At 37.9% G+C, this 26,121-nt stretch carries 19 protein-coding genes; 7 read left to right on the top strand and 12 right to left on the bottom strand.

Annotation, left to right across the window (positions count from 1 at the left end; translation table 11 throughout):
• Positions 1-201: 201 nt before the first annotated feature.
• Entirely contained in the window at positions 202-657 is a 456-nt protein-coding gene (locus tag ESZ39_RS14895; protein WP_146880721.1) for a peptidylprolyl isomerase, read from the top strand.
• Positions 658-871: 214 nt separating this feature from the next.
• Here the strand turns inward: ESZ39_RS14895 and ESZ39_RS14890 are convergent, their stop codons facing one another.
• The gene (locus ESZ39_RS14890) at positions 872-1,129 is read right to left on the bottom strand and encodes a DUF2999 family protein (RefSeq protein WP_146880720.1); all 258 of its coding nucleotides are present in this window, start codon (positions 1,127-1,129) and stop codon (positions 872-874) included.
• 183 nt (positions 1,130-1,312) lie between these two features.
• Entirely contained in the window at positions 1,313-2,512 is a 1,200-nt protein-coding gene (locus ESZ39_RS14885) for a DEAD/DEAH box helicase (RefSeq protein ID WP_146880719.1), read from the bottom strand.
• A 451-nt stretch (positions 2,513-2,963) separates the two neighbouring features.
• On the opposite strand from ESZ39_RS14885, the gene ESZ39_RS14880 reads away from it, so the two are divergent.
• Entirely contained in the window at positions 2,964-3,296 is a 333-nt protein-coding gene (locus tag ESZ39_RS14880) for a GIY-YIG nuclease family protein (protein WP_146880718.1), read from the top strand.
• 171 nt (positions 3,297-3,467) lie between these two features.
• Here the strand turns inward: ESZ39_RS14880 and ESZ39_RS17850 are convergent, their stop codons facing one another.
• Complete coding sequence (locus ESZ39_RS17850; protein ID WP_191321810.1) at positions 3,468-3,617, bottom strand: hypothetical protein; 150 nt, start codon at positions 3,615-3,617, stop codon at positions 3,468-3,470.
• Between the two features lie 199 nt (positions 3,618-3,816).
• Positions 3,817-4,716, bottom strand: coding sequence for a hydrogen peroxide-inducible genes activator (locus ESZ39_RS14875; protein WP_146880717.1), 900 nt, complete (start codon positions 4,714-4,716; stop codon positions 3,817-3,819).
• Between the two features lie 296 nt (positions 4,717-5,012).
• On the opposite strand from ESZ39_RS14875, the gene katG reads away from it, so the two are divergent.
• Positions 5,013-7,235, top strand: a complete 2,223-nt coding sequence (gene katG / locus ESZ39_RS14870; protein ID WP_146880716.1) for a catalase/peroxidase HPI — start codon at positions 5,013-5,015, stop codon at positions 7,233-7,235.
• 85 nt (positions 7,236-7,320) lie between these two features.
• Here the strand turns inward: katG and ESZ39_RS14865 are convergent, their stop codons facing one another.
• A complete protein-coding gene (locus ESZ39_RS14865; protein ID WP_146880715.1) occupies positions 7,321-8,142 on the bottom strand; it encodes a zinc-dependent peptidase in 822 nt (273 codons plus the stop codon).
• Between the two features lie 410 nt (positions 8,143-8,552).
• Here ESZ39_RS14865 and ESZ39_RS14860 point away from each other — a divergent pair, with 410 nt between their 5' ends.
• The gene (locus ESZ39_RS14860; protein WP_223270407.1) at positions 8,553-8,789 is read left to right on the top strand and encodes a diguanylate cyclase domain-containing protein; all 237 of its coding nucleotides are present in this window, start codon (positions 8,553-8,555) and stop codon (positions 8,787-8,789) included.
• Between the two features lie 239 nt (positions 8,790-9,028).
• On the opposite strand, the gene ESZ39_RS14855 is transcribed toward ESZ39_RS14860, so the two are convergent.
• Entirely contained in the window at positions 9,029-11,215 is a 2,187-nt protein-coding gene (locus ESZ39_RS14855) for an OsmC domain/YcaO domain-containing protein (RefSeq protein WP_146880713.1), read from the bottom strand.
• Positions 11,216-11,817: 602 nt separating this feature from the next.
• Between ESZ39_RS14855 and ESZ39_RS14850 the strand changes: the two genes are divergently transcribed.
• Positions 11,818-12,450: a TetR family transcriptional regulator C-terminal domain-containing protein gene (locus ESZ39_RS14850; protein ID WP_146880712.1), complete on the top strand. Its 633-nt coding sequence runs from the start codon at positions 11,818-11,820 to the stop codon at positions 12,448-12,450.
• A gap of 44 nt (positions 12,451-12,494) precedes the next feature.
• Positions 12,495-13,481, top strand: coding sequence for an MDR family oxidoreductase (locus ESZ39_RS14845; RefSeq protein WP_146880711.1), 987 nt, complete (start codon positions 12,495-12,497; stop codon positions 13,479-13,481).
• A gap of 192 nt (positions 13,482-13,673) precedes the next feature.
• Here ESZ39_RS14845 and ESZ39_RS14840 read toward each other — a convergent pair whose 3' ends face one another.
• From ESZ39_RS14840 to ESZ39_RS14830, 3 genes are all read right to left on the bottom strand, one after another.
• Positions 13,674-14,147: a hypothetical protein gene (locus tag ESZ39_RS14840; protein WP_146880710.1), complete on the bottom strand. Its 474-nt coding sequence runs from the start codon at positions 14,145-14,147 to the stop codon at positions 13,674-13,676.
• A gap of 36 nt (positions 14,148-14,183) precedes the next feature.
• Positions 14,184-14,867 carry a 2OG-Fe(II) oxygenase gene (locus tag ESZ39_RS14835; RefSeq protein ID WP_146880709.1) on the bottom strand — a complete coding sequence of 228 codons (684 nt, stop codon included), beginning with the start codon at positions 14,865-14,867 and terminating at the stop codon, positions 14,184-14,186.
• A gap of 872 nt (positions 14,868-15,739) precedes the next feature.
• Positions 15,740-17,344: an ABC-F family ATPase gene (locus ESZ39_RS14830; protein ID WP_146880708.1), complete on the bottom strand. Its 1,605-nt coding sequence runs from the start codon at positions 17,342-17,344 to the stop codon at positions 15,740-15,742.
• Between the two features lie 1,186 nt (positions 17,345-18,530).
• Between ESZ39_RS14830 and ESZ39_RS14825 the strand changes: the two genes are divergently transcribed.
• The gene (locus tag ESZ39_RS14825; protein WP_146880707.1) at positions 18,531-19,490 is read left to right on the top strand and encodes a DnaJ C-terminal domain-containing protein; all 960 of its coding nucleotides are present in this window, start codon (positions 18,531-18,533) and stop codon (positions 19,488-19,490) included.
• Positions 19,491-20,279: 789 nt separating this feature from the next.
• Here the strand turns inward: ESZ39_RS14825 and ESZ39_RS14820 are convergent.
• The 3 genes from ESZ39_RS14820 to ESZ39_RS14810 form a co-directional block, all read right to left on the bottom strand.
• On the bottom strand, positions 20,280-20,789 hold the full coding sequence (locus ESZ39_RS14820; RefSeq protein WP_146880706.1) for a polymer-forming cytoskeletal protein: 510 nt from the start codon (positions 20,787-20,789) through the stop codon (positions 20,280-20,282).
• Complete coding sequence (locus tag ESZ39_RS14815; protein WP_146880705.1) at positions 20,779-21,888, bottom strand: M23 family metallopeptidase; 1,110 nt, start codon at positions 21,886-21,888, stop codon at positions 20,779-20,781. The genes ESZ39_RS14820 and ESZ39_RS14815 overlap by 11 nt, the downstream gene beginning before the upstream one ends.
• Before the next feature lie 1,283 nt (positions 21,889-23,171).
• On the bottom strand, positions 23,172-25,646 hold the full coding sequence (locus ESZ39_RS14810) for a putative bifunctional diguanylate cyclase/phosphodiesterase (RefSeq protein ID WP_146880704.1): 2,475 nt from the start codon (positions 25,644-25,646) through the stop codon (positions 23,172-23,174).
• Positions 25,647-26,121 lie beyond the last annotated feature (475 nt).

Raw genomic sequence — 26,121 nt, 5'->3', positions numbered from 1 at the left:
CCTGCTTACTTTTACATGTTTGGCAGCTTGAGTTCTGTCAGCTCCATCCTTAATGTGCAATAAAGCTAATAGGCGAATTCTCATTCTGCCATTGGTTTCTTGAGCAATAAGTGCCTTTAAATTAATAAGCTCCAATTTCTCAGATAATTGTTTTTTAGTAATATATTTCATAACTACCATTAGATCACAAATTTAATGTAATTGGTATTAGACACTACTGAAGGAAAGCTGGTAATTAAGTTATTTCCAGAAACCACACCAATGCATGCAACAAGCACAATTTATTTAACTAAACTTGGCTTTTATGATGATTTGGTTTTTCATCGTGTGATCAATAACTTTATGGCACAAGGTGGCGATCCATTAGGTAATGGTAGCGGCAACCCAGGTTATAAATATGCGGGGGAATTTAACGGCACATTAACTCACGATAAGCCGGGATTACTGAGCATGGCAAACTCTGGACCAAATACTGGCGGTAGTCAGTTCTTTATTACCTTGGCCGCCACACCTTGGTTAGATGGTAAACATACTATTTTTGGTGAGGTGGTTGAGGGGTTAGAGACAACACTGCCGGCCATTGAAAATTTAGGTAGTCGCTCTGGTCGAACAGAAAGAGCCATAAAAATTATTAAAGCAACGATTCGGGTCGAGTAAATTATTCATACAAACCATGCGTGACTCATAGCGATAATTTATAGCGAAAACTTGCAGAGAGCTTGCAGAAAGCTTACTGATAATTTATCGCTATAACTTAACAATATCACTATCATTTAACGCTATCACTTAACGCTATAGTTTACAAAAGGCTGAAGTCACTATTAGCCTTTTGTTAGCAAGATTAATCATATGACTAATCTTGCTGGTATAACTAATTTTCTTTCGTTAAAGTCGCTTTAGCTGCTTCAACTTTTGAAAAATCTAAACCTAACTCATTTACCGCTTCTTCAATGAGTCCAGGGTTTTGCATTAGCATCATCATCAAGGCTTGTAATTTTTCTTGTGGAATACCCAATTGTTGTACTGTCGCCATAGCCATTATTGGGTTTTCTGTTAGCGCTTGAAATACCGTTTTAATTTGCTCGTCGCTCACATCATGTTCTTTTAAAATTGCAATAATTGGGTTCATTAAGTTTCCTATTTGCTGACTTGTTTATGGTTGCTTATTTATGGTTATTTTTCACTAAATTCAACTGCTAGCAGTGTCGTTATTATATCATCGCTACCTTAAATGTAAAAAGTCATTATCGGCAACTAAAACTCACGCTAATTTTTGATTAAATTCTGATTGAATTCTAACTTAACTCTTAATTTAACTGCGCTTATTCTTTGGGACATAATTTAAAATAGACACCGGCACTACTTTTTTAACTGGGAATTCATCAAACTCTCTGCGTTCAATAACATGTCCTAAGTCACTTTCAATGGCACAAAGGTTTCTAAAGTTATCTTTAGCAACAAAAGATACCGCTTCGCCATTTTTACCCGCACGACCTGTACGGCCAATACGGTGAGTATAGTCGTCTACTTTATCAGGTAAGTCGTAATTAACCACGCGAGCCAGTTCACCAATATCAATACCACGCGCTGCAATAGCGGTGGCAACTAAAAACTCTATTTTACCGGCTTTAAAGTCATTGAGGATTTGTTCTCGTATTGCTTGGGTTCGACCACTGTGAATAGACTCAGCTTTAATACCACGCTTTTCTAATTGGCTCACCAGTTTTGCTGCGCCGTGCTTAGTTTCAATAAAAATAAGTGCTTGCTGCCATTGCTGCTGTTTAATTAAATAACTCAATAATGCGGACTTATTGGTTTTATCTACCGTGACCAGCCATTGTGATATTTTAGGTTTTGAAGCACTATTTTTAGCGATTGAAATTTCATTGGCATGATAAAGTGTTCTTTTTGCTAGTGCTCTAACATCGTCAGAAATAGTGGCTGAGAATAATAAATTTTGACGTTTTTCTGGCAAACGCTCAATAATTTTATTAATGTCATCAATAAAACCCATGTCCAACATTCTATCGGCTTCATCAAGCACAAAAGCTTCAAGTTGATCAAAATACACCGCCCGTTGATGCGCCATATCAAGTAATCGGCCTGGGGTGGCTACCAAAATATCAATGCCCCAAATCAAACATTGTTTTTGTGGCTCTATTTCTGTGCCACCATACATCGCCATAGAACTTATATTTAAATATTTACTATATTGAGCAATATTAGCTTCAACCTGCACAGCTAGCTCACGCGTTGGCGTTACGATTAACACCCGAATGCGTTTGCCACGAAGATTGCACGCTTCGTCATTGTCAGCAGCACTGAGTTTTTCTAGTAAAGGTAAAACAAAACTAGCGGTTTTTCCAGTACCTGTTTGCGCTGCGGCAATAACATCTTTACCCGATAAAATAACCGGTATGGCCTGCTTTTGAATATCAGTAGGTTGACGATAATTTAAATCAGCTATCGCATTGACTATCGGGTTTGACAACCCAAGTTGGGAAAATGGCATTAAAAATCTCTTTAGCTTTATAGCTAGCATGAAGGCTAACAACAAGCCCACTCAAAATTGGCCGCGATTATAACATTCACTTTCATTTAATGTCATTTTTTAAGCGCCAAGGTATATACCCGTTCCACTTAACAATGTAATTTCAGCACTAATACCAGTTCCATTAAGTTTATGATCTTGTTGTGCGCAGGAAAAATAACTCAAGGTAAGGCGCTCGATTGAGCAATAGCTGGCTATTGGGAGTGAGAGCAACACAGCCTTGAGCTATTTTAACTAGTACAAGTGAGCAATAACTTAATGGGATTGGTATAAGTATCTACCAGCGAACAGGTATAAAAATTGTTTGCAGTAAAACTATGGCAATAGTCACTTATCTATTGCCAGATACTGTGGCTTGTAATAGGCTGTATTAAAAAAGTCATATGGATTATTAACTTAGGTTATTGATGTAATGGAAATTACCGAACAACACACTGGCAGCAATGCAGTTTCTTACGGCAATGTTTACGTGATGACACATTCATTTTTTAGTGATGTGGTCAGAATTGGCTGTACTCCTACAGATCCCATTGAGTACGCAATGACATTATCGGCAAAAACACTCGGCGACTATACGGTGGTATTTTCACTAAAATGCCAAAACCCATGTAAAGTCAAAAAACAAATTCGACAGTATTTAAATGCAGAGGCTTACGTTAACGAATTTTATCAAGTACCTGCTAACGTTGCAGCGGTTCTTTTAAAACGTGTCGCCTTAAGAATTCCAGTATTTAGTGCTGAGTAAATCAGCTACCGCCCCACCGATAATTGAAGCTAATGATATGCTCAACAAGAGAGTTTAAAAATCTTTGCCAGCTAAGCTAACAGCATCAAAATTAACTTAGCTTGGTAAACGGTTGAATCCACATCATTAATGCTCTAGAGAATAACCTCTATAAATATATAGCTGCATTTTTTATTGCCCAACTTTCATCGGTTGGCATTGCTGATCACCATAGTAATTATTAGCATAATTACATTCAATTTTTTGCTGCTCATTTATCTGAGCATTACGCTGATGGGCTGAATTCAATAGAGTCTGAATATTTTCAATTATGTTTTTCATTATTTATTGCCTTTTAATTAGTTATATATTCGCTCTGCTTCAAGATGCAAACGTAAACTTGCAGTAGAGCGGTATGTGTTCATTATTACTAATTTAAATAATCCAGTAAATTTGATAAAATCAATAAAGTAATTCTAAAAAACAGATGTATCGCAAAACTAACTGACCTAGTTAACGCTGTTGAGGTTAAAAAGCCTCATTAGCACTTTTCAGTTAACTCTTGATTAAATATATCCCTTAACATTGTTAGCTCGTTAGTTCTGACATAGTTAGGGCGAATAATGAGTGCGATGGTGCGATGTGGTCCAGGTTCATTTAAATGTATTGCTCTAATTTCTGACTCGTTGTAAATCAACTGATCTAGCGCCATTTGCGGCACTAAAGTTGTGCCTAACTTGCCCGCCACCATTTGAATTAAGGTATGTAAACTTGCTGAATCAAAGTCAGTATGTTGTTTCTCGCTTTTCATACTACAAGCCGCTAATGCGTGATCTTTTAAACAATGACCATCTTTTAATAACATAAGTTTGTCAATTTCTAATTCTGCACTGGTAATTTCTTTAAGCTGGCTCGGGCATTCATCTTTATGGCTGACCCAATAAAAGTCTTCTTGCCAAAAATCAAAGCTCATTAAGCCTTCTATAGGAAATGGCAGTGCTAACACAGCAGCGTCAATATCACCTCGCCTGACCATATCGACTAATACTTGCGATTGCTCTTCAATTATTTTCAATTTAAAGTTTGGATATTGTCGCCTAACTTCAGGTAACACTTTTGGCAGTAGGTAAGGTCCAATAGTTGGAATAACCCCCAAGGTCATCGGGTTTATAAAGGGCTGGTTATTCGATTGAGAAATTTGTAAGAGTTCATCAATTTCGAGCTTAACCGTTTTAGCTTTATTTAAAATTAATTGGCCATGACTAGTAATTAATACTTGCTTATTGTTTCGCTCAAATATGGTGGTAGCTAATTGTTTTTCAAGTTCAATAATGGCGGTACTTAATGCTGATTGTGAAACATTGCAAGCATCTGCTGCCTTTTTAAAATGTAAAGTTTTTTCAACGGCAAGCGCATAATGTAATTGTTTTAATGAGATCATAGTTTTCCATGCTAGTTGCCTGTGATAGCGCTAGGTTAAAGTTGATAATTATCATCGAACATAAAGCCTATTTTAATCAGTTTTCTATCACATTGTTAAACTTAATTTTTATCTCAGCGAATATCTACAACAAAAAGTTAATACAAGTAATTGATTTAAATTAGTAAAATTTAACATTGAAAAAATAGAACACTATCTTTCAATCAATCAATTATCAAAAAAAAATGTTCAGCTCTATAATTAAAAAAAATTGATTAACATAAAAATCAACAGTCAGAAAATATTGAGGAACTAAAATGCTTAAAAAAACATTATCATTAACTGCCGCTATTTCAGTGGCACTTGCAACAATAACCTTGTCAACATCAGCACTGAGTGCTGTAACGGCTAAAACCAACCAATTTTGGTGGCCAGAGCAACTAAACTTAAGCCCACTACGTCAACATGGTGCTGAATCTAATCCTTACGGTGAGGAGTTTAATTATGCGAAAGAATTTGCCACTGTAGATATAAAAAAATTAAAACAAGATATTGAAACAACATTAACTGACTCAAAAGCTTGGTGGCCTGCAGATTGGGGACATTATGGCCCATTGATGATTAGAATGGCATGGCACAGCGCCGGCGTTTATCGTGTACATGATGGTCGAGGCGGATCTTCAGGTGGACAACAACGTTTTGACCCCTTAAATAGTTGGCCTGATAATGTCAACTTAGATAAAGCTCGACGTTTATTATGGCCAGTAAAACAAAAATATGGCCGTAAAGTTTCATGGGCTGATTTGATGGTGCTTTCTGGCAATGTTGCATTAGAATCAATGGGCTTTAAAACCTTTGGTTTTGCCGGTGGCAGAAGTGACGATTGGGAGCCTGATTTAGTGTACTGGGGTCCAGAAACCGTTATGCTTGATGACAAGCGACGTGACAGTAAAGGTAAATTAAAAGGCCCACTTGCTGCAGTAGAAATGGGCTTAATTTATGTTAATCCTGTTGGGCCACATGGCAACCCAGACCCATTATTAGCAGCAAATGACATTAGAATGTCGTTTGGTCGTATGGCAATGAATGATGAAGAAATAGTAGCGCTAAGTGCTGGTGGTCATACCTTAGGTAAAGCTCACGGCGCGAAAAAACCTGATAAGTGTATTGGTGCTGAGCCTGCAGCCGCCGCAATCGAAGAGCAAGGTTTAGGCTGGAAAAATAAATGTGGTACGGGCGTTGGCGCTGATGCAACTGGCAGTGGTTTAGAGGGTGCTTGGACAGTTACACCGACAAAATGGTCTTATAACTACTTAGATAACCTAATGAACTTTACCTGGGTAAAAACTACAAGCCCAGCCGGTGCCATTCAGTGGATCCCTACTGATAAAGCCGCAGCTAATTTAGTGCCTGATGCACACATTGCCAATAAACGTAATGCGCCCATTATGTTCACCACTGATTTAGCACTGAAAAAAGATCCAGAATTTCTTAAAATTGTAAAACGTTTTAGAGCTAACCCGGCAGAATTCGATAAAGCATTTGCCAGAGCTTGGTTTAAACTAACCCACCGTGATATGGGACCACGTGCTAGATATGTCGGCTCAGAAATACCAAGTGAAATATTATCATGGCAAGACCCGATACCTGCGGTTGAACATCCTTTAGTTTCAGCAGCAGATATCAGTGAACTAAAACAACAACTTTTGGCTTCGGGTCTAACCACCTCAACATTAGTAAAAACAGCATGGGCGTCTGCGTCCAGTCATCGTGTTACTGATATGCGTGGCGGTGCTAACGGAGCAAGAATTCAACTTGAGCCACAAAAAAATTGGCCCGTTAACAACCCAGCAGAATTAAGCAAAGTGTTAGCTAAACTTAAGTCCATTCAAAGTGACTTTAATCAACACTCATCAAGCAGTAAAGTCTCGTTAGCTGACTTAATTGTTTTAGGTGGCGCTGCAGCTATTGAACAGGCAGCAGAAGCAGCCGGATATACTATTGTTGTGCCTTTTAGTGCTGGCCGTGCTGATGCGGCTCAAGCCCAAACTAATGTGAAGTCATTTAATTATTTAAAGCCAGATGCTGACGGATTTCGTAATTATTACGATGAAGAAAGTTATATGTCACCAACGGCAATGTTGGTCGACAAAGCAAATTTACTGAGCTTAAATGTACCCGAAATGACCGTACTAGTGGGTGGTATGCGCGTACTTAATGCCAATTTTGATGGTTCAGATTTAGGTGTACTAACCAAAACACCCGGGTTATTAACTAATGACTTTTTTGTCAATTTGCTTGATATGTCAACCACATGGCGCAAAGACAACAATCAAGCTGGGGTATATCAAGGTTATGATCGCATGTCAGATAAATTGAAATGGCAAGCAACGCCTGTTGACTTAATCTTTGGCTCTAGCTCTGAATTACGCGCTATTGCGGAAGTTTATGCCTCTGACGATGCTGAAAATAAGTTTGTTACTGACTTTGTCAATGCTTGGGTTAAGGTCATGCAGCTTGATCGCTTCGACCTAAAGTAGGTTTAAAGTAACAGTAAACCTAGTCCGAGTATTCGAGCGAGTATTGCCAAACGGTAATACTCGCTTTTTTCTTTAAAGTTCAACACTACCAATAAAGCGGATCAACTTTATAATACTGAGTAAATTGCTGATAAAGCTTAGGATGCTGTTGGCTAAATTGCTTAGACTGCTCAAAAAAAACTTCACTGGCGACAGCGAAAAATTCTGCAGGGTTTGTTGCGCCATAATAATCAAACAATGAGGGTTTTCCGGTGTTTACCTGTTTTTGCAGTACTGAAAAATGTGTTGAAAAAACTTCTGACCAACTCTGATAACTTTGTCCTACCGCTAATATAGGGGCGCCATTGGCTCTGCCATTTTCTTGGTCAAGTTGGTGAGCAAATTCATGGATCACAACATTGTGGCCATCATCAGGAATTTTTGCACCAACTAAAGTATCTTGCCACGACAACACGACTTTACCAAAGTCCCAAGACTCGCCCGCCAACACCATTTTTTGGGTAAATAGCACACCGTCACCGTTTCGCGTTTGCTGCTGTTTCACAAAGGCGCTTGGGTAGACTAATATCGAACGTAACTTTGGATAATAATTAGTTTTTCGATTCAGTAATAACAAGCAAGCTTGTGCAGCTATGGTGATTTTTATTTCATCGGTAATCACTACCCCGTTACAACCAACAAATTCTTTTTCTGCCAAAAACACCTGAATATGTTGTTTTAATTGCAACTGCAAATCTGCTGGCATTTGCCTAAAGTATGGCATGCGTTGCTGAATTATTTTTCGCCATTGTTTCTTAAAGGGCTTAGCTTTTATCAATCGACGCTTATATTCCAACCAATAGGGTTTTCCAGCCAAATAAGCCATAAGTAATAAAGCAATGAACACAGGTAAAAAGTAAGACAACATAATAAATCATACGCAATAAGCTTTGTTATTAAGTGTGGACAAGTTAGCCAAATATCAAATTATTTTTATAATAATCAATAATAAAAAACCAAAAGATTAAATAAAATAAAAAATTTAAACAAAATCTGAACTTATATGTAAATCACCACTCTTACTATATGAGAGACTTACTTCCCTGAGTGTTTTATGTTTTTATAATGCGTTTACTTTTTTAGGTAAACGCTTTTTTTTGTCTAAAATTTAGTAAGAAATTAATGGCTATCACCGTCACTGCCAAATGTACTTTAATAGCAGAATTAATATTATACCAATCCCATTAAGTTATTGCTCACTTGTACTAGTTAAAATAGCTCAATGCTGTGTTGCTCTCACTCCCAATAGCCAGCTATTGCTCAATCGAGCGCCTTACCTTGAGTTATTTTTCCTGCGCACAACAAGATCACAAACTTAATGGAACTGGTATTAGAACAGAGCAAAGTAATTTGAAAGTTATTGGTGACTGGCAAGGCGAGATAAAGCTTTCAGTCAGTATTGGTGTTTCAAGCTTTCTCTTTGACGACAAGTCATTTGACCTTATGTTTTCTCGCGCTGACAAAGCCTTGTATCAAGCAAAAAACTATAGTAGAAATAAGGTGATGTATTTATAAAAAGTGTCAATATTTTATTAATCAAACTTTAACCTTTTAAAGCAAAAATTTTTTATATGGCAATGATTTCAGTCATTATGCACAGATACACTCTCCCTTTGTGGTTGCAAACTCAAATAAAGTCACTAACAAAAATTAATCACAAAAAAGCCAATACCTATGGTTAGGTATTGGCTTTTAAATTTTATAAAATCAAGCAAAAAAATTCGCTAAAAAATAACCGATACTGGCTAGAGCTATTAACTTTGCACTTGATCTTTTCGTGCTTGATGAAGTTTTTTATAGCTGTCAATTAATCTCAGGTGCTTGTCTAGACCGTCTAGGTTCATACCGGTTTTACTGAGTCCAAAAAACCTGACTTCGCCCATCGCTGAGTCGATAACATTATTCATGGTGTTTTCACCAAACATTCTATTGAGGTTGCCCATAAAATTTTCAAGTTCCATGTCTTCGTCTAAGGTAATTTCAAGTACCGCCTGCATTGCTTGATAAAACAAGCCACGTTCAACAGTATTGTCGTTGAATTGTAAAAACGCTTCAACTAACTCTTGCGCGTCTTCCAATGCACCTAAGGCTAAATAAATCAGTATTTTAAGTTCTAAAATTGTTAACTGACCCCAGACAGTATTTTCATCAAATTCAATACCGATCAAAGTTTTAATATCAATATAGTTATCTAGCTGACTATCTTCTAAACGCGTCACTAAACTCTCTAACGCATCGTCATCTAGGCGATGAATATTAAGAATATCTTCGCGGTAACTTAGCGCCTTGTTGGTATTATCCCAAACCAAGTCTTCTACTGGATAAATTTCTGAATAATCAGGCACTAAAATACGACATGCCGTTGCGCCGAGTTGATCAAATACCGCGACATAAGCTTCTTTACCTAGGTCTTGCAAAATAGCGAATAAATGGTTGTTTTCTTCTTCACTGGTGCCTGAAAAGTCCCATTCGCAGAATTCATAGTCATGTTTATTACTAAAGAAACGCCACGAAATAACACCCGTTGAGTCAATAAAGTGATCAACAGCGTTTTCAGGTTCCGATACTGCCAAACTATTAAATGTTGGTCTGGGCACATCATTTAAGCCTTCAAAACTACGACCTTGCAATAATTCAGTCAAGCTACGCTCTAACGCGACTTCAAAGCTTGGATGTGCACCAAAAGAGGCAAATACGCCGCCAGTTTTTGGGTTCATTAAGGTCACGCACATAACAGGGAATTGACCACCTAATGAGGCGTCTTTAATCACGATAGGAAAGCCTTGGGCTTCAAGCGCATCAATACCGGCAAGAATACTCGGATACTGTTCAAGCACGCTTTTCGGCACATCGGGTAAGACAATTTCTTGTTCTATTATTTGTCTTTTTACTGCCCGTTCAAAAATTTCAGACAAACACTGCACTTGCGCTTCCGCTAAGTTATTACCAGCGCTCATACCATTACTTAAGAATAAGTTCTCAATCAAATTTGATGGAAAATATACCGTTTCGCCATCAGATTGACGCACATAAGGAATTGCACAAATACCACGTTCAGCGTTGCCTGAATTGGTATCAATTAAATTAGCGCCACGCAGTTCATCGTCAGGGTTAAAAATATCAAGACAATAATCATCTAAAATACCGCTAGGTAGATCACCACTTTCATCTAATTTAAACCACTTTTCATTAGGGTAATGCACAAAATCACTATTGGCGATGTCCTGGCCCAAAAACTGATCGTTATAAAAGAAGTTACAATTAAGCCGCTCAATAAACTCACCCAAAGCTGAACAAAGTGCGCTTTCTTTAGTGGCGCCTTTACCATTGGTAAAACACATTGGTGAGGCCGCATCACGAATATGTAACGACCAAACATTGGGTACAATATTGCGCCATGAGGCTATCTCAATCTTCATGCCAAGACCGGCCAATATCGCGGTCATGTTGGTTATGGTTTCTTCAAGGGGTAGGTCTTTACCTAAAATAAAGGTACTTGCTTGTTCAGCCGAATGCCCCATTAACATGGCTTGCGCATCGTCCTCAAGGCTGTCAACGAGTTCCACAACAAATTCTGGCCCTGTTTGTACTACTTTTTTAACCGTGCAACGATCAATTGAACGAATAATGCCTAAACGATGTTTTTCAGAAATACTTTCAGGGAGTTCGACCTGAATTTTAAATATTTGCTTATAGCGATCTTCAGGATCAACAATATTATTTTGCGACAGACGAATATTTTCGGTTGGAATATCGCGAGAATTACAATACACCCGAACAAAATAAGCCGCACACATAGCGGAAGAAGCTAAGAAGTAATCAAACGGTCCTGGCGCAGCACCATCGCCCTTATAACGAATAGGTTGATCGGCGACGACGCTAAAGTCATCAAACTTAGCTTCTACTTTTAGGTTATCGAGAAAGTTAACTTTAATTTCCATTGGATGGGGTCCCACAATTGATTGCTGTCATAGCCAAGATTTCAGCTTGAAATGTTGCCAAAGCGTATATTTTTCTTAGTAGGGGGAATTATCGGTTTTTTTGCCCAAATAGTCTTGGGTTAATTGCATAAAGTGACAAATTAGCGACTTTAACCGCGAAATAACATCACTACAACAGTGAATAAGCCGAGCTAGTATTACTGCCAAGTTAATAAGTTGGCCAATCATGGCACAGCCCTAATCATAAGTAATACCAATTTGATTAAGTTTGTGATCTTGTTGTGCGCAGGAAAAATAACTCAAGGTAAGGCGCTCTCAATCTCAATAGCTGGCTATTGGGATTGAGAGCAACACAGCCTTGAGCTATTTTAACTAGTACAAGTGAGCAATAACTTAATGGGATTGGTATAAGGTATCTAACCACGGTGACTCTTCAAACCTATCACTATTGCTTTTGTCAAAGAAGCCAATTAAAAAGCTTCGGCTTCAAATAAACACTTCAGTACCGATAGAGAAAAATATCGTAAAGCACTGTCATCATGAAAACTTCACTTTCTAAATTAACCTTGCATTTAATTAGACGATCGGTCTAATATAGTATTATGAACAAAAACAATACAACACCTCAACGTGGTAGGCCAGCTAAATCAGGTCGAGATAGCAGCCAAACAAAACAAGCGCTAGTGCAAAGTGGCGTTGAATATTTTACTGAATTTGGTTTTGCTTCTTCAGGTATTGATCAGATTTTAAAAAAAGTGTCAGTGCCAAAAGGTTCTTTTTATCATTACTTTGCAAGTAAGGAAGCTTTTGGTATCGCGGTTATTGAAGAATATAGCCATTATTTTGCTAAGAAATTAGATTTACACCTGCTCAATGAAACAAATAAACCACTCATGCGTATTGTCAATTTTGCTAACGACGCTAAAGCAGGTATGGCAAGATATAACTTTAAACGCGGTTGCTTAATTGGCAATCTTGAACAAGAAGTTGGCCTGTTACCAGAAAGTCACCGGCTACAACTATTAGATACTTTTGCAGTTTGGCAACAAAAAATGACCAGTTGTCTACAATTAGCACAACAAGAAAATACCATTCCAGCGTCCCTTGATTGCACAGCACTAGCGAGTTTTTTTTGGATGGGATGGGAAGGCGCTATCGCTAAAAGTAAATTGACAAAAGACTTAACGCCCATCAACACTTTTATCGATGTATTTTTGCAGTTAATTGCAAAGTAATTTTTTAACTATTTATAGACGATTGGTCTATTTTGGAGCAGATAATGTTAAACAGTTTAGTGATCAATAAAAATGATAGCCAAGGCTATCACACCAGCCTTAAAGAACTTAGTGAAGCAGACCTAACTGATGGCGATGTGCTCATTAAAGTACTTTACAGCACAATTAATTACAAAGATGCTTTAGCTATTTCAGGTAAAGCCCCGGTAATAAGACGTTTCCCGATGATACCCGGTATAGATTTAGTCGGTGTTGTTGAGCAATGCGATAATGATAAGTTTAACGTTGGCGATCATGTGCTACTCAATGGTTACGGTGTTGGTGAAAAGTATCTTGGTGGCTTATCGCAAAAAGCGCGTATTAGCAGTGAGTTTCTCATTCCATTGCCTAAGGGCATAACGCCATTTAATGCCATGGCAATAGGTACCGCAGGTTATACCGCAATGCTATGTGTTATGGCGTTAGAAAAACAAGGTATTACACCAAAAAGTGGCAATATTTTAGTTACTGGCGCAACCGGTGGCGTTGGCAGTTTTGCGATTAGAATTTTAGCGGAACTTGGCTACACAGTAACAGCATCAACAGGCAGTGATAAACAAGCCGCTTATTTAAAAGAGCTAGGTGCGGATGAAATTATTGACCGTGCAGAGTTATCTGCTCCAGGTAAGCCGCTAATGAAAGAGCGTTGGGCTGCGGCTATCGATTCTGTTGGTAGTACCACACTGGCCAATGTTTGTGCCAGCATCAACTACGGTGGTTGTGTTGCCGCCTGTGGTTTAGCACAAGGTATGGATTTTCCATCAACGGTAGCACCTTTTATCTTAAGGGGAGTGTCTTTACTCGGTATCGACAGTGTTATGCGCCCAGAGCAAGACAGATTAGACGCATGGCACCGACTTGAGCAAACGCAATTAGCTGATAAAATATCACAGATATCAACCACTGTTGGACTACATGACGCCATTGCTGTGGCCAACAAGTTACTAGATGGTGAAGTTACCGGTCGAGTTGTTGTTGATGTAAACGCTTAAATAACTGAGCGCTAGACATAAATTATCGTGTCTAGCGTATTGTATTTGAAAAATGTTTAACAATATTTTCAAAATTCTCGATAAGGGCTAACAAGCATTAAAAATTGGCCTGATGGCACTTGACTTGACTTAACTTAGTCCAGCTTGAGCTTAACTAACGGCCCTTACTGCACTAAAATAAACCACGCTAAACTACATATTAATAGTTCTAATGAGAAAGTAGGCTGGCCAAATTTCTCGCACTTGCCGCTCCCAGTTTGGATCCACTTTGCCGTTAGGTAATTGTAACAGCCAAAATTTCGCCCACCTTTGAACATTTTTACCTGATTTACTGAGTTTTAGTGGCGAAAATCGGCGTCTATATTGCTTACCTTGATATTCAAAAACCGCTTTACTCCTGGCTCTTTTATGCAAGATGTCCAACTCAGCCGTAATAATTTCAACTTCTGACAACGGTAAAACCTGCTGATTTTTTAAGCAAGCTAATATCTCAGCCTTTTTTATGCTCACCTGCATATAAACATCGATATGTGGGGTGTACACCATACCTGTTAAACCATAAATAGAGGCAAGTTCCCTATCAGCCAATGCTTTTAAAGGCAATAACTCTTGATTAATTTCACTTAGTTCACTGATGACGTGTAACTTTTTCTTCAATTTTGGCAATTAAAATTCCCCGTAACCTGACATTACTTTTTTACATTAGCTTGGCGGATCAATATTATTAGCGATACTGGTATTTAAACGAAACCATCCTGCAATAGCATAACGATCACGTAAAGCGGGTAATACTTCATGTGGAAATTCTTCGCTTAAAAACACCACAATAGTGCCAGCACTTGGTGTTACCGTTATTTTATTGTCTGCAATAATACCAGAGTCAACGGCTTGTTCAGGGTAGATGATCAATTCACCACCATCATCAAGCGACCAATCTTGGTTAAGATACACCACCACAGATAGCACACGATTACCTTCGCCTTTAAAGGCATCTCGGTGCTGCTTGTAAAAATCACCTTTACCATAATGGGAAAAATGACTTTCAAAAGAAAATAAGCCTAAGAATAAATGCTTATTTAAATAATATTGTAGTGATTCGGCCCACTTGATCCAAGCACCGCTAGCTTCACTGTTGCCCGTTATCCAACAAATTTCATCTGTGCGAATAGCGTCATTAATAACATGATCTTTGGCTCGACCGATACCTGCGCGCTTAAAAATTTCATCCGGCAATTCGTTAATCTGTTGCAGTAGCAAGGTGGTCAAATTTTCAGGTAAAGCATCAACACTGATACTGTAACCTTTATCAACAAGATTATTCGCGATTGATTCAAACAGTGAAGAGTTATCACCGAGCAAAGTTGATTGAACTAAGCTCAACGACATTCTGTCTTAAGAAGAGCAACTAACATTATGTTGTTAATCTAACAAAGTAAAATATGCTTAATAATAGCATTATACGTTAGTCTTGGCGTAGGCTTTCATGGTCACAAAACAATTAAATAACTTGTCGCAGTCATTCATGTTGGTGCTAACCTAGTAATAAAGCTTGATAGCTGCTCGACATGAAATATTTGTGAGTATTGAGATACTTCTATGCAGTGATAGTAAGCTGGTAGAGATGAAATAAACCCTTGATATGACGCTAAAATCATCATGATAACCACATCTGTTTATTTGCAGTTCAAAGTTATATTAACAATACTTTAATTCTAGGGCACAGTTAACCATTTAAATAATGGTTATCACTCACTATTAATAACTTCAAGGCATAGCCAAACTAGTTTCTTTAATCAATAGAGTAATATGAGTAACAAATTTTTTGATTTAACTTGCCTATTACAGGTAATGGTATTCAAGTGATAGATAACTTGTAGAGGTGATTTTTGATATGCTTTTAAGAAAGTAACTAATACCAGTTCCATTAAGTTTGTGATCTTGTTGTGCGCCGGAAAAATAATTCAAGGTAAGGCGCTCGATTGAGCAATAGCTAGCTATTGGGAGTGAGAGCAACACAGCCTTGAGCTATTTTAACTAGTACAAGTGAGCAATAACTTAATGGGATTGGTATAATACTTTATCAGGTAATATAGACTGGATTATTATAAATAAACCCCCTGACCGCGTGCTTGCAACTCTTTATTCACCAAATTCAGCTTTGTTTACATTAAGAAGTAAGGCACATTCACTGCACCTTACTCTCTTTAACTAACTATTAAGGCAATTATTTTACACTTACACTGGTTGAGTTTTTATAACTAAGCAATTTTTTTAGCTTGAACTTGGTTATCAAAGTATTCATCTAGTGAACCTTGAAAATCAATTAACTTTTTATCTTTAATATCAATAATACGAGTCGCTAAGCTTGAAACAAACTCACGGTCATGACTGACAAAAATTAATGTACCTTCAAACTCTTTCAAGGCGTTATTTAAAGCATCAATCGCTTCGATATCCATGTGGTTAGTCGGCTCATCCATGATCAATACATTGATATCAGCCATCATTAACATGCCAAATAACAAGCGGTTCTTTTCACCACCTGAACAGTTACGGGCTTTTTTATTGGCATCATCGTCAGTAAATAACATACGCCCTAACATACCACGGACACTTAAATCGTTGTGACAAGGTCTACGCCATTGTGACATCCATTCCATTAGTGTTAAGTCATTATCGAAAAATGAACCACTATCTTGTGGACAATAACCCACTGAAGCATTTTCAGACCACTTAACCACACCTTCAATGTGCTCTAACTCACTCATTAAACAGCGTAACAAGGTAGTTTTACCCACGCCGTTTTCACCAATAACAGCTAACTTAGCGCCGGCTTCTAGTAACAAGTCACCTTTTTCAAATAACACTTCGCCGTCAAAACCGTGGCTTAGGTTTTCAAGCTCTAAGGCTTGACGGTGCATTTTTTTACCGGGAGCAAAAGCAATTTTAGGGGTAATACGACTTGATGATTTAACGTCATCTAGCTTAATTTTGTCCATTTTCTTAGCACGAGAACTGGCTTGTTTCGCTTTTGAAGCATTAGCACCAAAACGGTTAACAAAGTCTTGTAGTTCAGCTATTTCAGCCACTTTTTTATCATTACCGGCTAATAGCTGTTCACGTAATAAGCCAGATTGTGCCAAGTAAAACTCGTAGTTACCTGGATAAACACGTAGTTCGCCATAGTCAATATCAGCCATATGTGTGCAGACAGAATTAAGAAAATGTCTATCATGCGAAATAATAATCATGGTGCATTTACGTTTGTTCAACTCACCTTCTAACCAAGTGATGGTATGAATATCCAAGTTGTTGGTCGGCTCATCAAGTAATAAAATGTCTGGGTTAGCAAACAATGCTTGTGCAAGTAGCACACGTAATTTCCAACCTGGCGCAACTTGCTGCATTGAACCGTAATGAAAAGACTCATCAATACCGGCTTCTAATAATATTTCACCGGCGCGACTTTCTGCCGTGTAGCCGTCCATTTCTGCAAATTCGCTTTCTAAGTCACCAACACGCATACCATCGGCTTCACTCATTTCCGCTTGTGCGTAAATAGCATCTCTTTCTTGCTTCACTTTCCATAGCGGCATATCACCCATGATCACAGTATCAATGACATTGTGTTTTTCAAAAGCGAACTGATCTTGGCCCAAAGTACTGACTTTGTTACCTGTACTTACCGATACATTACCTGAGCTTGGCACTAAGTCGCCACTCAATATCTTCATAAATGTAGACTTGCCACAGCCATTTGCACCGATCAAACCGTAGCGGTGACCGTTGCCAAATTTAGCCGAAATGTTTTCAAATAACGGCTCTGCGCCAAATTGCATGGTAATGTTCGATGTAGTGATCAAAAGATATTCCTATTTTCCGTTAACTAAACTCATTAACTAGTAAGTGCTAACAGATGGCTTTAAAGTGATAGTTAATACTGTAATTTTGGATAACCAAGTCAGATGCCTCAATAAACAAATGCTCAGCCACCATAATAAAGCCGCGCATTATACAGTAATAATGCTCAGACCCCCATCGAAACTTTACTTTTAAGTGATTATTTTATAAACAGCGCGAGATTGCTTAGTTTTATTATGATTGGCTTAGTGTAATATTAATGCGATATTAGTGTGATATTAATGCGACATTAATGCGATAAAAGTTAACAACATAAAAAAGCTGTTATATAAACAGCTTAAAACCTGGCTTTCACTGTTATAAATTTACCAATATATTTTTCTATCAGTCGCTATTTTCTGAGTTTTCTAACGCTTGGGCCACAAAAAAATGTCAGCGTTTAAAATCATACCCACGCCCTATAATCTTAAGCCACCTTATCTTCACGATGGCCATGACACTAAAGATTTTATACTGACTTTTAGCCAAAGTAATATGGCAGACATACGCCAAGCTTATTTAAATATAAGTAAACAGTCTTTGCCACTAACGATGCTATAAGCAGCTGATGAAGGCATATAGCATGGCAGTCAACATAGCCTAGAATTACATGGTATTGCTCCTGCTATTATTTAAACCGCGCATAAATTATGGTTAACAATACAAAGTTGGCATGCAAAGCAGATGGTGATGAGCTAGGACTTACCTAAAGAGTTTCTACCTTAATAAGGACAACAAACTTAACAATTTTGTGATCTTAGCTTCCTTACTCAGCTACGCTATTGCTTTATTTATAGCTTTGTTGGTTAGCTGGTTGAAATGTATCAAAAGCTTATAACGTGAAATAAATTTTTAGCAAAAACTTCTTGCTAGAAAGCAGGGCGAAGCAACACAAGGCAACACAAAGTACAGCTTATATTTGCTAGCAGTGTCATATTACTGACATTCGTAAATTTCATTTGTTATTATAATAATTCTATGAAATTGGCTTAGTTAGATTAATCTAAAGCTACTATAAAGTTAATAAAGAATTGATTGTGGGTGATTTTAATTTTTGGTTAATACTCAGCGGCTTTATCTACTAAAATTATTTACAATAAACTAACTTACAAAAATTATCTGCAAATGCCATATATGCAGGAGGTCAGTGTGAATTATAAAGATTATTATAAAATTATGGGCGTTGATAAAACCGCGTCCCAAGACGAAATTAAAACATCATATCGCAAATTAGCGCGCAAGTTTCATCCTGATGTCAGTAAAGAAAAAAATGCTGAAACTCGTTTTAAAGACATCAATGAAGCTTATGAAGTATTACGCGATAAAGAAAAACGCGCAGCCTATGATCAACTAGGTAGTAATTGGAAGGCCGGTCAATCAGGCTTTACCCCACCTCCTAGTTGGCAAGATCAATATCATCAAGGCCATGGTAATGCTGGCGAACAAGGCGATTTTAGCGACTTTTTTGAATCATTATTTGGTGGCGGATTTGGTGCGAGTCAACATACTTCAAATGGTCGTCAAGCTATGCAAGGGCAAGATAGCAATGCAAAAATATTGATTGATTTGCAAGATGCTTACACCGGTGCAACCCGCAATTTTACATTACAAGATCAAGTTGTTAATCAACATGGAAGGATGCAAAACAAAGATCGCACCCTAAAAGTTAGCATCCCAAAAGGCATCAAACCGGGTCAAAAAATTCGTTTGCAAAAGCAAGGTCAAGCAGGTGCTGGTGGTGCACGCAATGGTGATTTGTATCTTGAAATTGGCTTTAATCCAAACCCTTTATATGTGGTTGAAGGCGCTGATGTCACCACTGAGCTTGCTATTACCCCATGGCAGGCAGCTTTAGGTGAAAAAGTGAAAGTGCCAACACCTAGCGGGCATATTGATTTAACCTTACCAAAACTGATCAGTAGCGGCAGCAAAATGCGTTTAAAAGGCCGTGGCTTACCCAGCAAAATTGCTGGAGACTTTTTTGTTAAGCTAAAAATTGTTTTTCCAAAAAGCTTGTCAACAGAAGAAGAAACGCTTTATCAATCTTTAAAAGCGCTAGCGACTAATGACAATGAGAATGAGAATTTTAAACAAAAAGTGGATGCTTAACTAGCCTATTAACCAAGCTATAACTATGTGTAATACCAGTTCCATTAAGTTTGTGATCTTGTTGTGCGCAGGAAAAATAATTCAAGGTAAGGCGCTCGATTGAGCAATAGCTGGCTATTGGGAGTGAGAGCAACACAGCCTTGAGCTATTTTAACTAGTACAAGTGAGCAATAACTTAATGGGGTTGGTATAACAACTTGGTCAACTAAACTCAATTATCCTATTGGCTTAAGCAAATACTGAAAAAATACTGAAATGAATGAATTTTTCAGATGTTATCTGCATAGATGCAGGTTCAATCCTGCTAATAATACTTTCATTAAATTTATGGTCTTGTTGTGTGCAGAGAGAGAACAAGTTAGGTCAAATTTTTATTGTTCCAAACTAAAGATAGGTATAAGCAAGGAGATCGGTTGGTACTAGCGTTCCTGTTCCTAACTGAGATCAATAATGGTAGCCTTTTGCTTTAGCGCTAGTACGAGCTTAACTTTATTAATTTACTCGAAAATAACACGGCTTAAATGTGCGGTGATATCATACAAAACGAGACTAATTATCTGCTATTTTCTATGATTTTAGGCGCTGAATAAGATAAATTCAGGATAAGTCCACTGCCATGTCAATATATTTACAATTAATTAGCCATAGTTTCTTTATCCTTTAAAAATAACCAACATCACGCTAGCACGGTATTTTTAATTAAGTCAATTAGTTATTAATAGCTCTTCGAACCTGAGGCAGTTTTCAACTAGTGAGTTCGTCGACTTATAACTGAGACTGAAAAAAGCGTTATTTTTCTTGTACCATTTTTTCTGTACTGAGCTTTTCTATATTGAGCTTTTCTGTACTGAGCTTTTCACTAGATTTTTCTGTAATAGATTTTGAGCTTTTTTTCGCCATGGCTAGCTCAGTTAAATTTTCGCTCATATGATTGATTTTACCTTCGATGACAGCGCCAGCCTCTATACTGATCACTTCATGTTGAATATTACCGCGCACTTCTGCCGTTTTCTCTAGTATTACCTTATGCGCCTGGATAGATCCAGTGACCCTACCCTTAACAATTGCTTCTTCAGCACAAATAGCTCCTTCAACCAGGCCATGAATACCCACCGTTAAATGTCTGACATTTATCTCGCCTTCAATTCTGCCATCAAGTTGGATCACGCCTTCGCTAGAGACATTACCCACAATATTAACGTCAGGGCTGATAATTGAGGGGATTTTGTTAGTACTTTTACTTGTTTTACCTAGTTTATTTTCTGCCGCTAGGTCTTTATCTTTGTTTTTAGAGAACATTTTTCAAAGCCTTAATGAGTGGAAGAGGGTTGATCTGTTTTTTATTGAAAAGAACTTCATAATGCAAATGGGTGCTGGTGCTACGCCCACTACTGCCCATTAAACCTATAACATCATCCTTGCTGATTTTTTGCCCTTTCTTTACTTTTATTCTGTATAGATGACCAAAGCGTGTCATAAAACCATTGTGGTGATCAATTTCGATAAAACGGCCATAACTGCCGTTTCTTCCTGCCCGGCGTACAGTGCCATCAGCCGCAGCAAATATCTCAGTTTTTATCCAACCAGCCATATCAATGCCTTTATGCATTGCGGGGTGTTTAAGCATCGGGTCTTTGCGAATACCAAAAAGACTGGAAATATAATAATCTTTTGCCGGAAAAATTACCGGTATATTGCTCAGTGCCGCTTCTAACTCGGTTAGACTGAGTAATTTCTCTATCAAGTTTTTATTGTCAATATCAAGTTCTTGAGCCAACACTTGATTAAGTGGACCGCCCTGACCCAAAGCAGGAATTAACCATTGCTTAAGCACGGCTGCACTAGACAAGCCCGCCAGTGTCATCGCCTGTTCAAGTACCTGCTTACGTTTACTTATTTGCTGTTCTAATTGGTCATAACTTAATTGCTGTTTTTGCTTCAATTTAGCAATGTCAGTCTGGCTTTGCTGCATAACCGGCCATATGGCATCATCAGTTTTACTTGTTGTCTCGGAGTTAAGCTTAATATCAGCGGCCGTTGCATCACTAATTTGCCCAATAGTTTTATGCTTGGGATCAGAGATGGCTGCAGGTAGTGAGTCCAAGACATTTTGCAGTAGTTCTTGTTGCTCTTGTACTTGTAATAACTGCTGTTGCAACTGGCTCTGTTTGTCTTGATATTTCAACACTAACTGGTCCAAAGATGCTTGTGACTGGTACAGTTGATCTTGGCTTTTTGACACTTGATCGTTAAGTGAAAAATATTGTAGGCTACTAAACGACAGCCAAGTAAAGGCTAAAGCAATTAACAGAACAAAGCTAAGTTGCACTTTAGACGAAGCTTTAATGTATCTTATTTCACCATTTTGACGAACAATTAACTGCCGTTTTGGAAACAAGTATTGGTAGATCTGATGTGTAGTTTTTATAATTTCTCTCAGTGCTTATTATATTTTTTGCTAGCTGAAATAGTAAAACTCGAAAAAACTAAAGTATTACGACGATGTTGATAACAACAGCATGAAAATTTTTTTGCTGCGTTGTTAACACAACAGTTGTCAAAAGTCATTTATCCTTAGCAGCCCCAAGACGCTATAATAATTCCTTTTAATTAGTCGAATTTAGAAAAATAATATATCACGCGGCGCTTTCGAAGCGTCTAGTCCCAACTTACGTTTAAACTATTGACGATTTTTATTAGCTGCGCTAACAAGTGAAATAGCTACTTCAAACAATTGTTTAGTTATATCTTTAGCTATATGTGTAGCTATAAAAGTTACCTGATTAGACCGTTTTTTTTCTGCCGTATCAACAATTTTTAACGTTCTGCTAGTCACCCTGCTTCATTTTTTTATACTTAAGACTTAATCCTAGCGACCTAGTTAATCAAAAATATTTACTGCTTGGAGTGTATCAGTAAATTAAAACCGTTTCTTAAAAATAAAAAACAGCTTTCTAAAACGAAGAAAAACACGCCTAAAAAAATGAAAATTAAAGTATAACAATAACTTAAAGTACAATTGAGTGTGAAATATTTAAAGAGTTCTCTACTGCCTAACTTATCTGAGGTAGCTACAACAAGCCATAGCTTGACTATATATCATTGTTATACCAATCAAACTAACTAAGTGATCTTTTTAAATGGTCTAAATATCCAATAACATCGTTGCTTTCAATCCCAATAGCCAGCTATTGCTCAATCAAGCGCCTTGTTCTTGAAAATTTACCCTCATTAAAATTTGCACCATTAATTAATTTGATTGGTATTAATTACCATTTGACTGCGCTAAGACTTTTAGTTTGTTAGTCTTTTTATTAAAAGACCTAAAAATAACAGGCTGCAAATCTATGGCTAGATAAAAATTAAGCACCGGACTTAATAGTCAAAGTCGCAAGCAACTTACTTAATATTCAACCAAGTAGTGAGGCTAACTAGGGCCAAAGTCCGCACTAATAGTATCCTAAACTTAGCAATATTAAGCTTGGGATACTTCCTAAAAGCGAACGGCTTAACTGCGATAAAAGAGCTACTACCAGCACAAACCGGTCGTTTTTATCCGCTCAATCTATTCCACATACAAGGCGAGTTGAAGACAAAGCAAAGCTTTGATAATAACAAGTAAAAACCTGTAACAGTCTATATGTTAAGGGCTATCTGTTACAGGCTCAAGTAAATAGCTAGTTATGTCTTCCAGCTTGCATCAGGCGTCCAATTAGTCACCCACGCTCGAATATCACTACTCGGCATAGGTTTGGCAATGCCATTACCTTGCGCTAATTCACAACCCAGTTGTAATAGGGCCTTGCCCTGCTCAATCGTTTCAACACCTTCTGCAATAACATCACGTTTGAATGATTTAGCTAAGGTTATCAAACATTGAACAATGGCTAAATCATCATCATCATGCAACATGTTTCGCACAAAGCTCTGGTCTATCTTAATTAAGTTTGCAGGTAATCGTCTGAGGTAAGTTAAGGATGAATAGCCTAAGCCAAAATCATCTAAAGCAAATTTTACGCCCAGTGCCATACAGTCTTGCATAATTGTTGATACATGCAGTATGTCGTCTAAGGCATTTACTTCCAGTATATCTAGCTCTAAATAACGTGGTTCAACATCGGGATGGGCTGCTAACTGTCTCGTTAACCTCTGGGTAAAGTCAGGTTGGCGTAATTGTACTGCTGTTATATTTACGCTTATGCTGACAGCGAGCTTAAGCTCTATTTTTTGCCATTGGCTAATTTGTGTCAGTGCCGTATCAATAACCCATTCACCTATTTCAATACTCATGGCGTTATTTTCCATGGCAGGTAAGAACTCAATTGGATTTAGTAGTCCTCGTGTCGGATGTTGCCAACGAATAAGCGCCTCAACCCCTATCACCACGCCTGTCTTCATATTAACTTTAGGCTGATAATAGAGTGAGAATTGATGATTATCTAATGCGCTGCGAATAGCCTCTAAGCTTTCCCTTTGCACTTTCACCGCGTCATCTTGAGCCGTATCCATTAGGTGATAACAATTCTTACCCGACTTTTTAGCCACATACATCGCTTGGTCAGCATGGCTCATAAGCTGGTCGGCATCGACACTATCTTGGGGGTAAAGGGTAACGCCAATACTTACTGACACCTTTAATACTAAGTCACCAATTGATACAGGCTGAGACACTGACAATAACAACCGATCTAATACCGGCTCACAATCCTCAACTTTAGCTAAATCAACTAATACCGCCACAAATTCGTCACCACCGATACGAGATAACGTATCACCTTCACGTAATGCCTCCTTCATACGAATTGAAAGTGCAGCCAACAGCTTATCACCTACATCATGCCCATAAGTATCGTTAACGGCTTTAAAACCGTCTAAATCTAAAAATGCGACAGCAAGTGACTGATGATGACGGCTACACTGCAACATAGCTTGAGATAATCGGTCAGCGAGTAACGTACGGTTGGGTAGTTTTGTAAGTACATCGTAATGGGCAATATACTCTAATTGATACTGATGCTCTTTCATCGGGGTAATGTCTGTCAATAGTGTAACGTAGTTACTTATTTTATTATTAACATCTTTGACCGAGCTAATATTAAGAATTTCAGGATAAATTTCACCATTTTTACGGCAACTCCATACTTCTCCAGACCAAAAACCATCTTTAAGTACGGCTTGCCAAATATTAGCGTAAAACTCAGGCGGTTGTCGTTCGGACTCAAGAATACGTGAGTTCTGTCCAACTGCTTCTTCTTGGCTATAACCCGTTATAGTCGTAAAGGTAGCATTTACATCAATGATAGTGCCTGAGGCATCGGTGATATAAATACCTTCACGAGCATGGGTAAATACACTGGCAGTAATAGCTAACTCATCTGCTCGCTTATCCTTTTCTTCGTTAGCAATGGTTAATTCATCTGCCCGTTTATCTTTCTCTTTGTTTTGAAAGGCCAATTCTTTGTTGGCAATGGCTAACTCATTTGCTCGCTTATCTTTCTCTTTGTTAGCAATCGCTAACTCGGCCGCTCGCTTATCTTTCTCTTTATTTTGAAAGGCAAGCTCTTTATTGGCAATGGCTAACTCATCAGCTCGTTTATATTTTTCTTCATTAGCAATCGATAACTCACTGGCTCGTTTATCTTTTTCTTCGTTAGCAATGGCTAACTCATCAGCCCGTTTGTCTTTTTCTTCGTTTTGAAAGGCAAGTTCTTTGTTGGCAATAGTTAACTCATCAGCGCGTTTATCTTTCTCTTGGTTGGCAATGGTTAACTCATCAGCGCGTTTATCTTTCTCTTGGTTGGCAATGGTTAACTCATCGGCGCGTTTATCTTTTTCTTGGTTGGCAATAACTAACTCATCGGCGCGTTTATCTTTCTCTTGGTTGGCGATGACTAACTCATTTGCCCGCTTATCTTTTTCTTTGTTAGCAATAACTAACTCATCGGCGCGCTTATCCTTCTCTTTGTTGGCAATGACTAATTCATCGGCACGTTTATCCTTCTCTTGGTTGGCAATGACTAATTCATCGGCGCGTTTATCTTTCTCCTTGTTAGCAATGACTAACTCATTTACTCGTTTATCCTTCTCTTTATTTTGAAAGGCAAGTTCTTTATTGGTAAGGGTTAGCTTATCTTTATTAGTTATCCAACCGAACATTTTCTAACTCCTTATTATCGCATTACTATGGCTTGAAAATGACTTAAACGTTGAAGTAAGTATTTATTTTTAGGTTTCAATTTGCGGCTTTTATCAGCAGTTAAAGCAATTTGTTAGGCGGCTCATCGTTCTGAGTTTAGCAGATACCAATGTTTTTTCTACTGATTTGCTTTAAGTCGGTTGAGAGTAAGGTTGATTTATCGGTGAATGTCTATTTAAAGTAATTATTGTTATCTTTTTTATCACCAATAATGCTCATTTCAACCAAGAGAATAGGCCTTGATATCCTAACAACCTATTGCCACTTAGCATGGGAAAAAGTAAAAAAAACAATCAGTAAAACGTCTAGTTATACCAGTTCCATTAAGTTTGTGATCTTGTTGTGCGCAGGAAAAATAACTCAAGGTAAGGCGCTCGATTGAGCAATAGCTGGCTATTGGGATTGAGAGCAACACAGCCTTGAGCTATTTTAACT

Source organism: Colwellia sp. C1TZA3 (assembly GCF_007954265.1).
Lineage (GTDB): Bacteria > Pseudomonadota > Gammaproteobacteria > Enterobacterales > Alteromonadaceae > Cognaticolwellia.
This window is presented reverse-complemented; position numbering and strand designations above follow the sequence as displayed.

What these genes read in the sequence shown, in the direction of transcription:
- ESZ39_RS14890 (WP_146880720.1), bottom strand. Translation starts at nt 1,129, where the DNA reads ATGAACCCAATTATTGCAATTTTAAAAGAACATGATGTGAGCGACGAG.
- ESZ39_RS14885 (WP_146880719.1), bottom strand. Translation starts at nt 2,512, where the DNA reads ATGCCATTTTCCCAACTTGGGTTGTCAAACCCGATAGTCAATGCGATA.
- ESZ39_RS14880 (WP_146880718.1), top strand. Translation starts at nt 2,964, where the DNA reads ATGGAAATTACCGAACAACACACTGGCAGCAATGCAGTTTCTTACGGC.
- ESZ39_RS17850 (WP_191321810.1), bottom strand. Translation starts at nt 3,617, where the DNA reads ATGAAAAACATAATTGAAAATATTCAGACTCTATTGAATTCAGCCCAT.
- ESZ39_RS14875 (WP_146880717.1), bottom strand. Translation starts at nt 4,716, where the DNA reads ATGATCTCATTAAAACAATTACATTATGCGCTTGCCGTTGAAAAAACT.
- katG (WP_146880716.1), top strand. Translation starts at nt 5,013, where the DNA reads ATGCTTAAAAAAACATTATCATTAACTGCCGCTATTTCAGTGGCACTT.
- ESZ39_RS14865 (WP_146880715.1), bottom strand. Translation starts at nt 8,142, where the DNA reads ATGTTGTCTTACTTTTTACCTGTGTTCATTGCTTTATTACTTATGGCT.
- ESZ39_RS14855 (WP_146880713.1), bottom strand. Translation starts at nt 11,215, where the DNA reads ATGGAAATTAAAGTTAACTTTCTCGATAACCTAAAAGTAGAAGCTAAG.
- ESZ39_RS14850 (WP_146880712.1), top strand. Translation starts at nt 11,818, where the DNA reads ATGAACAAAAACAATACAACACCTCAACGTGGTAGGCCAGCTAAATCA.
- ESZ39_RS14845 (WP_146880711.1), top strand. Translation starts at nt 12,495, where the DNA reads ATGTTAAACAGTTTAGTGATCAATAAAAATGATAGCCAAGGCTATCAC.
- ESZ39_RS14835 (WP_146880709.1), bottom strand. Translation starts at nt 14,867, where the DNA reads ATGTCGTTGAGCTTAGTTCAATCAACTTTGCTCGGTGATAACTCTTCA.
- ESZ39_RS14820 (WP_146880706.1), bottom strand. Translation starts at nt 20,789, where the DNA reads ATGTTCTCTAAAAACAAAGATAAAGACCTAGCGGCAGAAAATAAACTA.
- ESZ39_RS14810 (WP_146880704.1), bottom strand. Translation starts at nt 25,646, where the DNA reads ATGTTCGGTTGGATAACTAATAAAGATAAGCTAACCCTTACCAATAAA.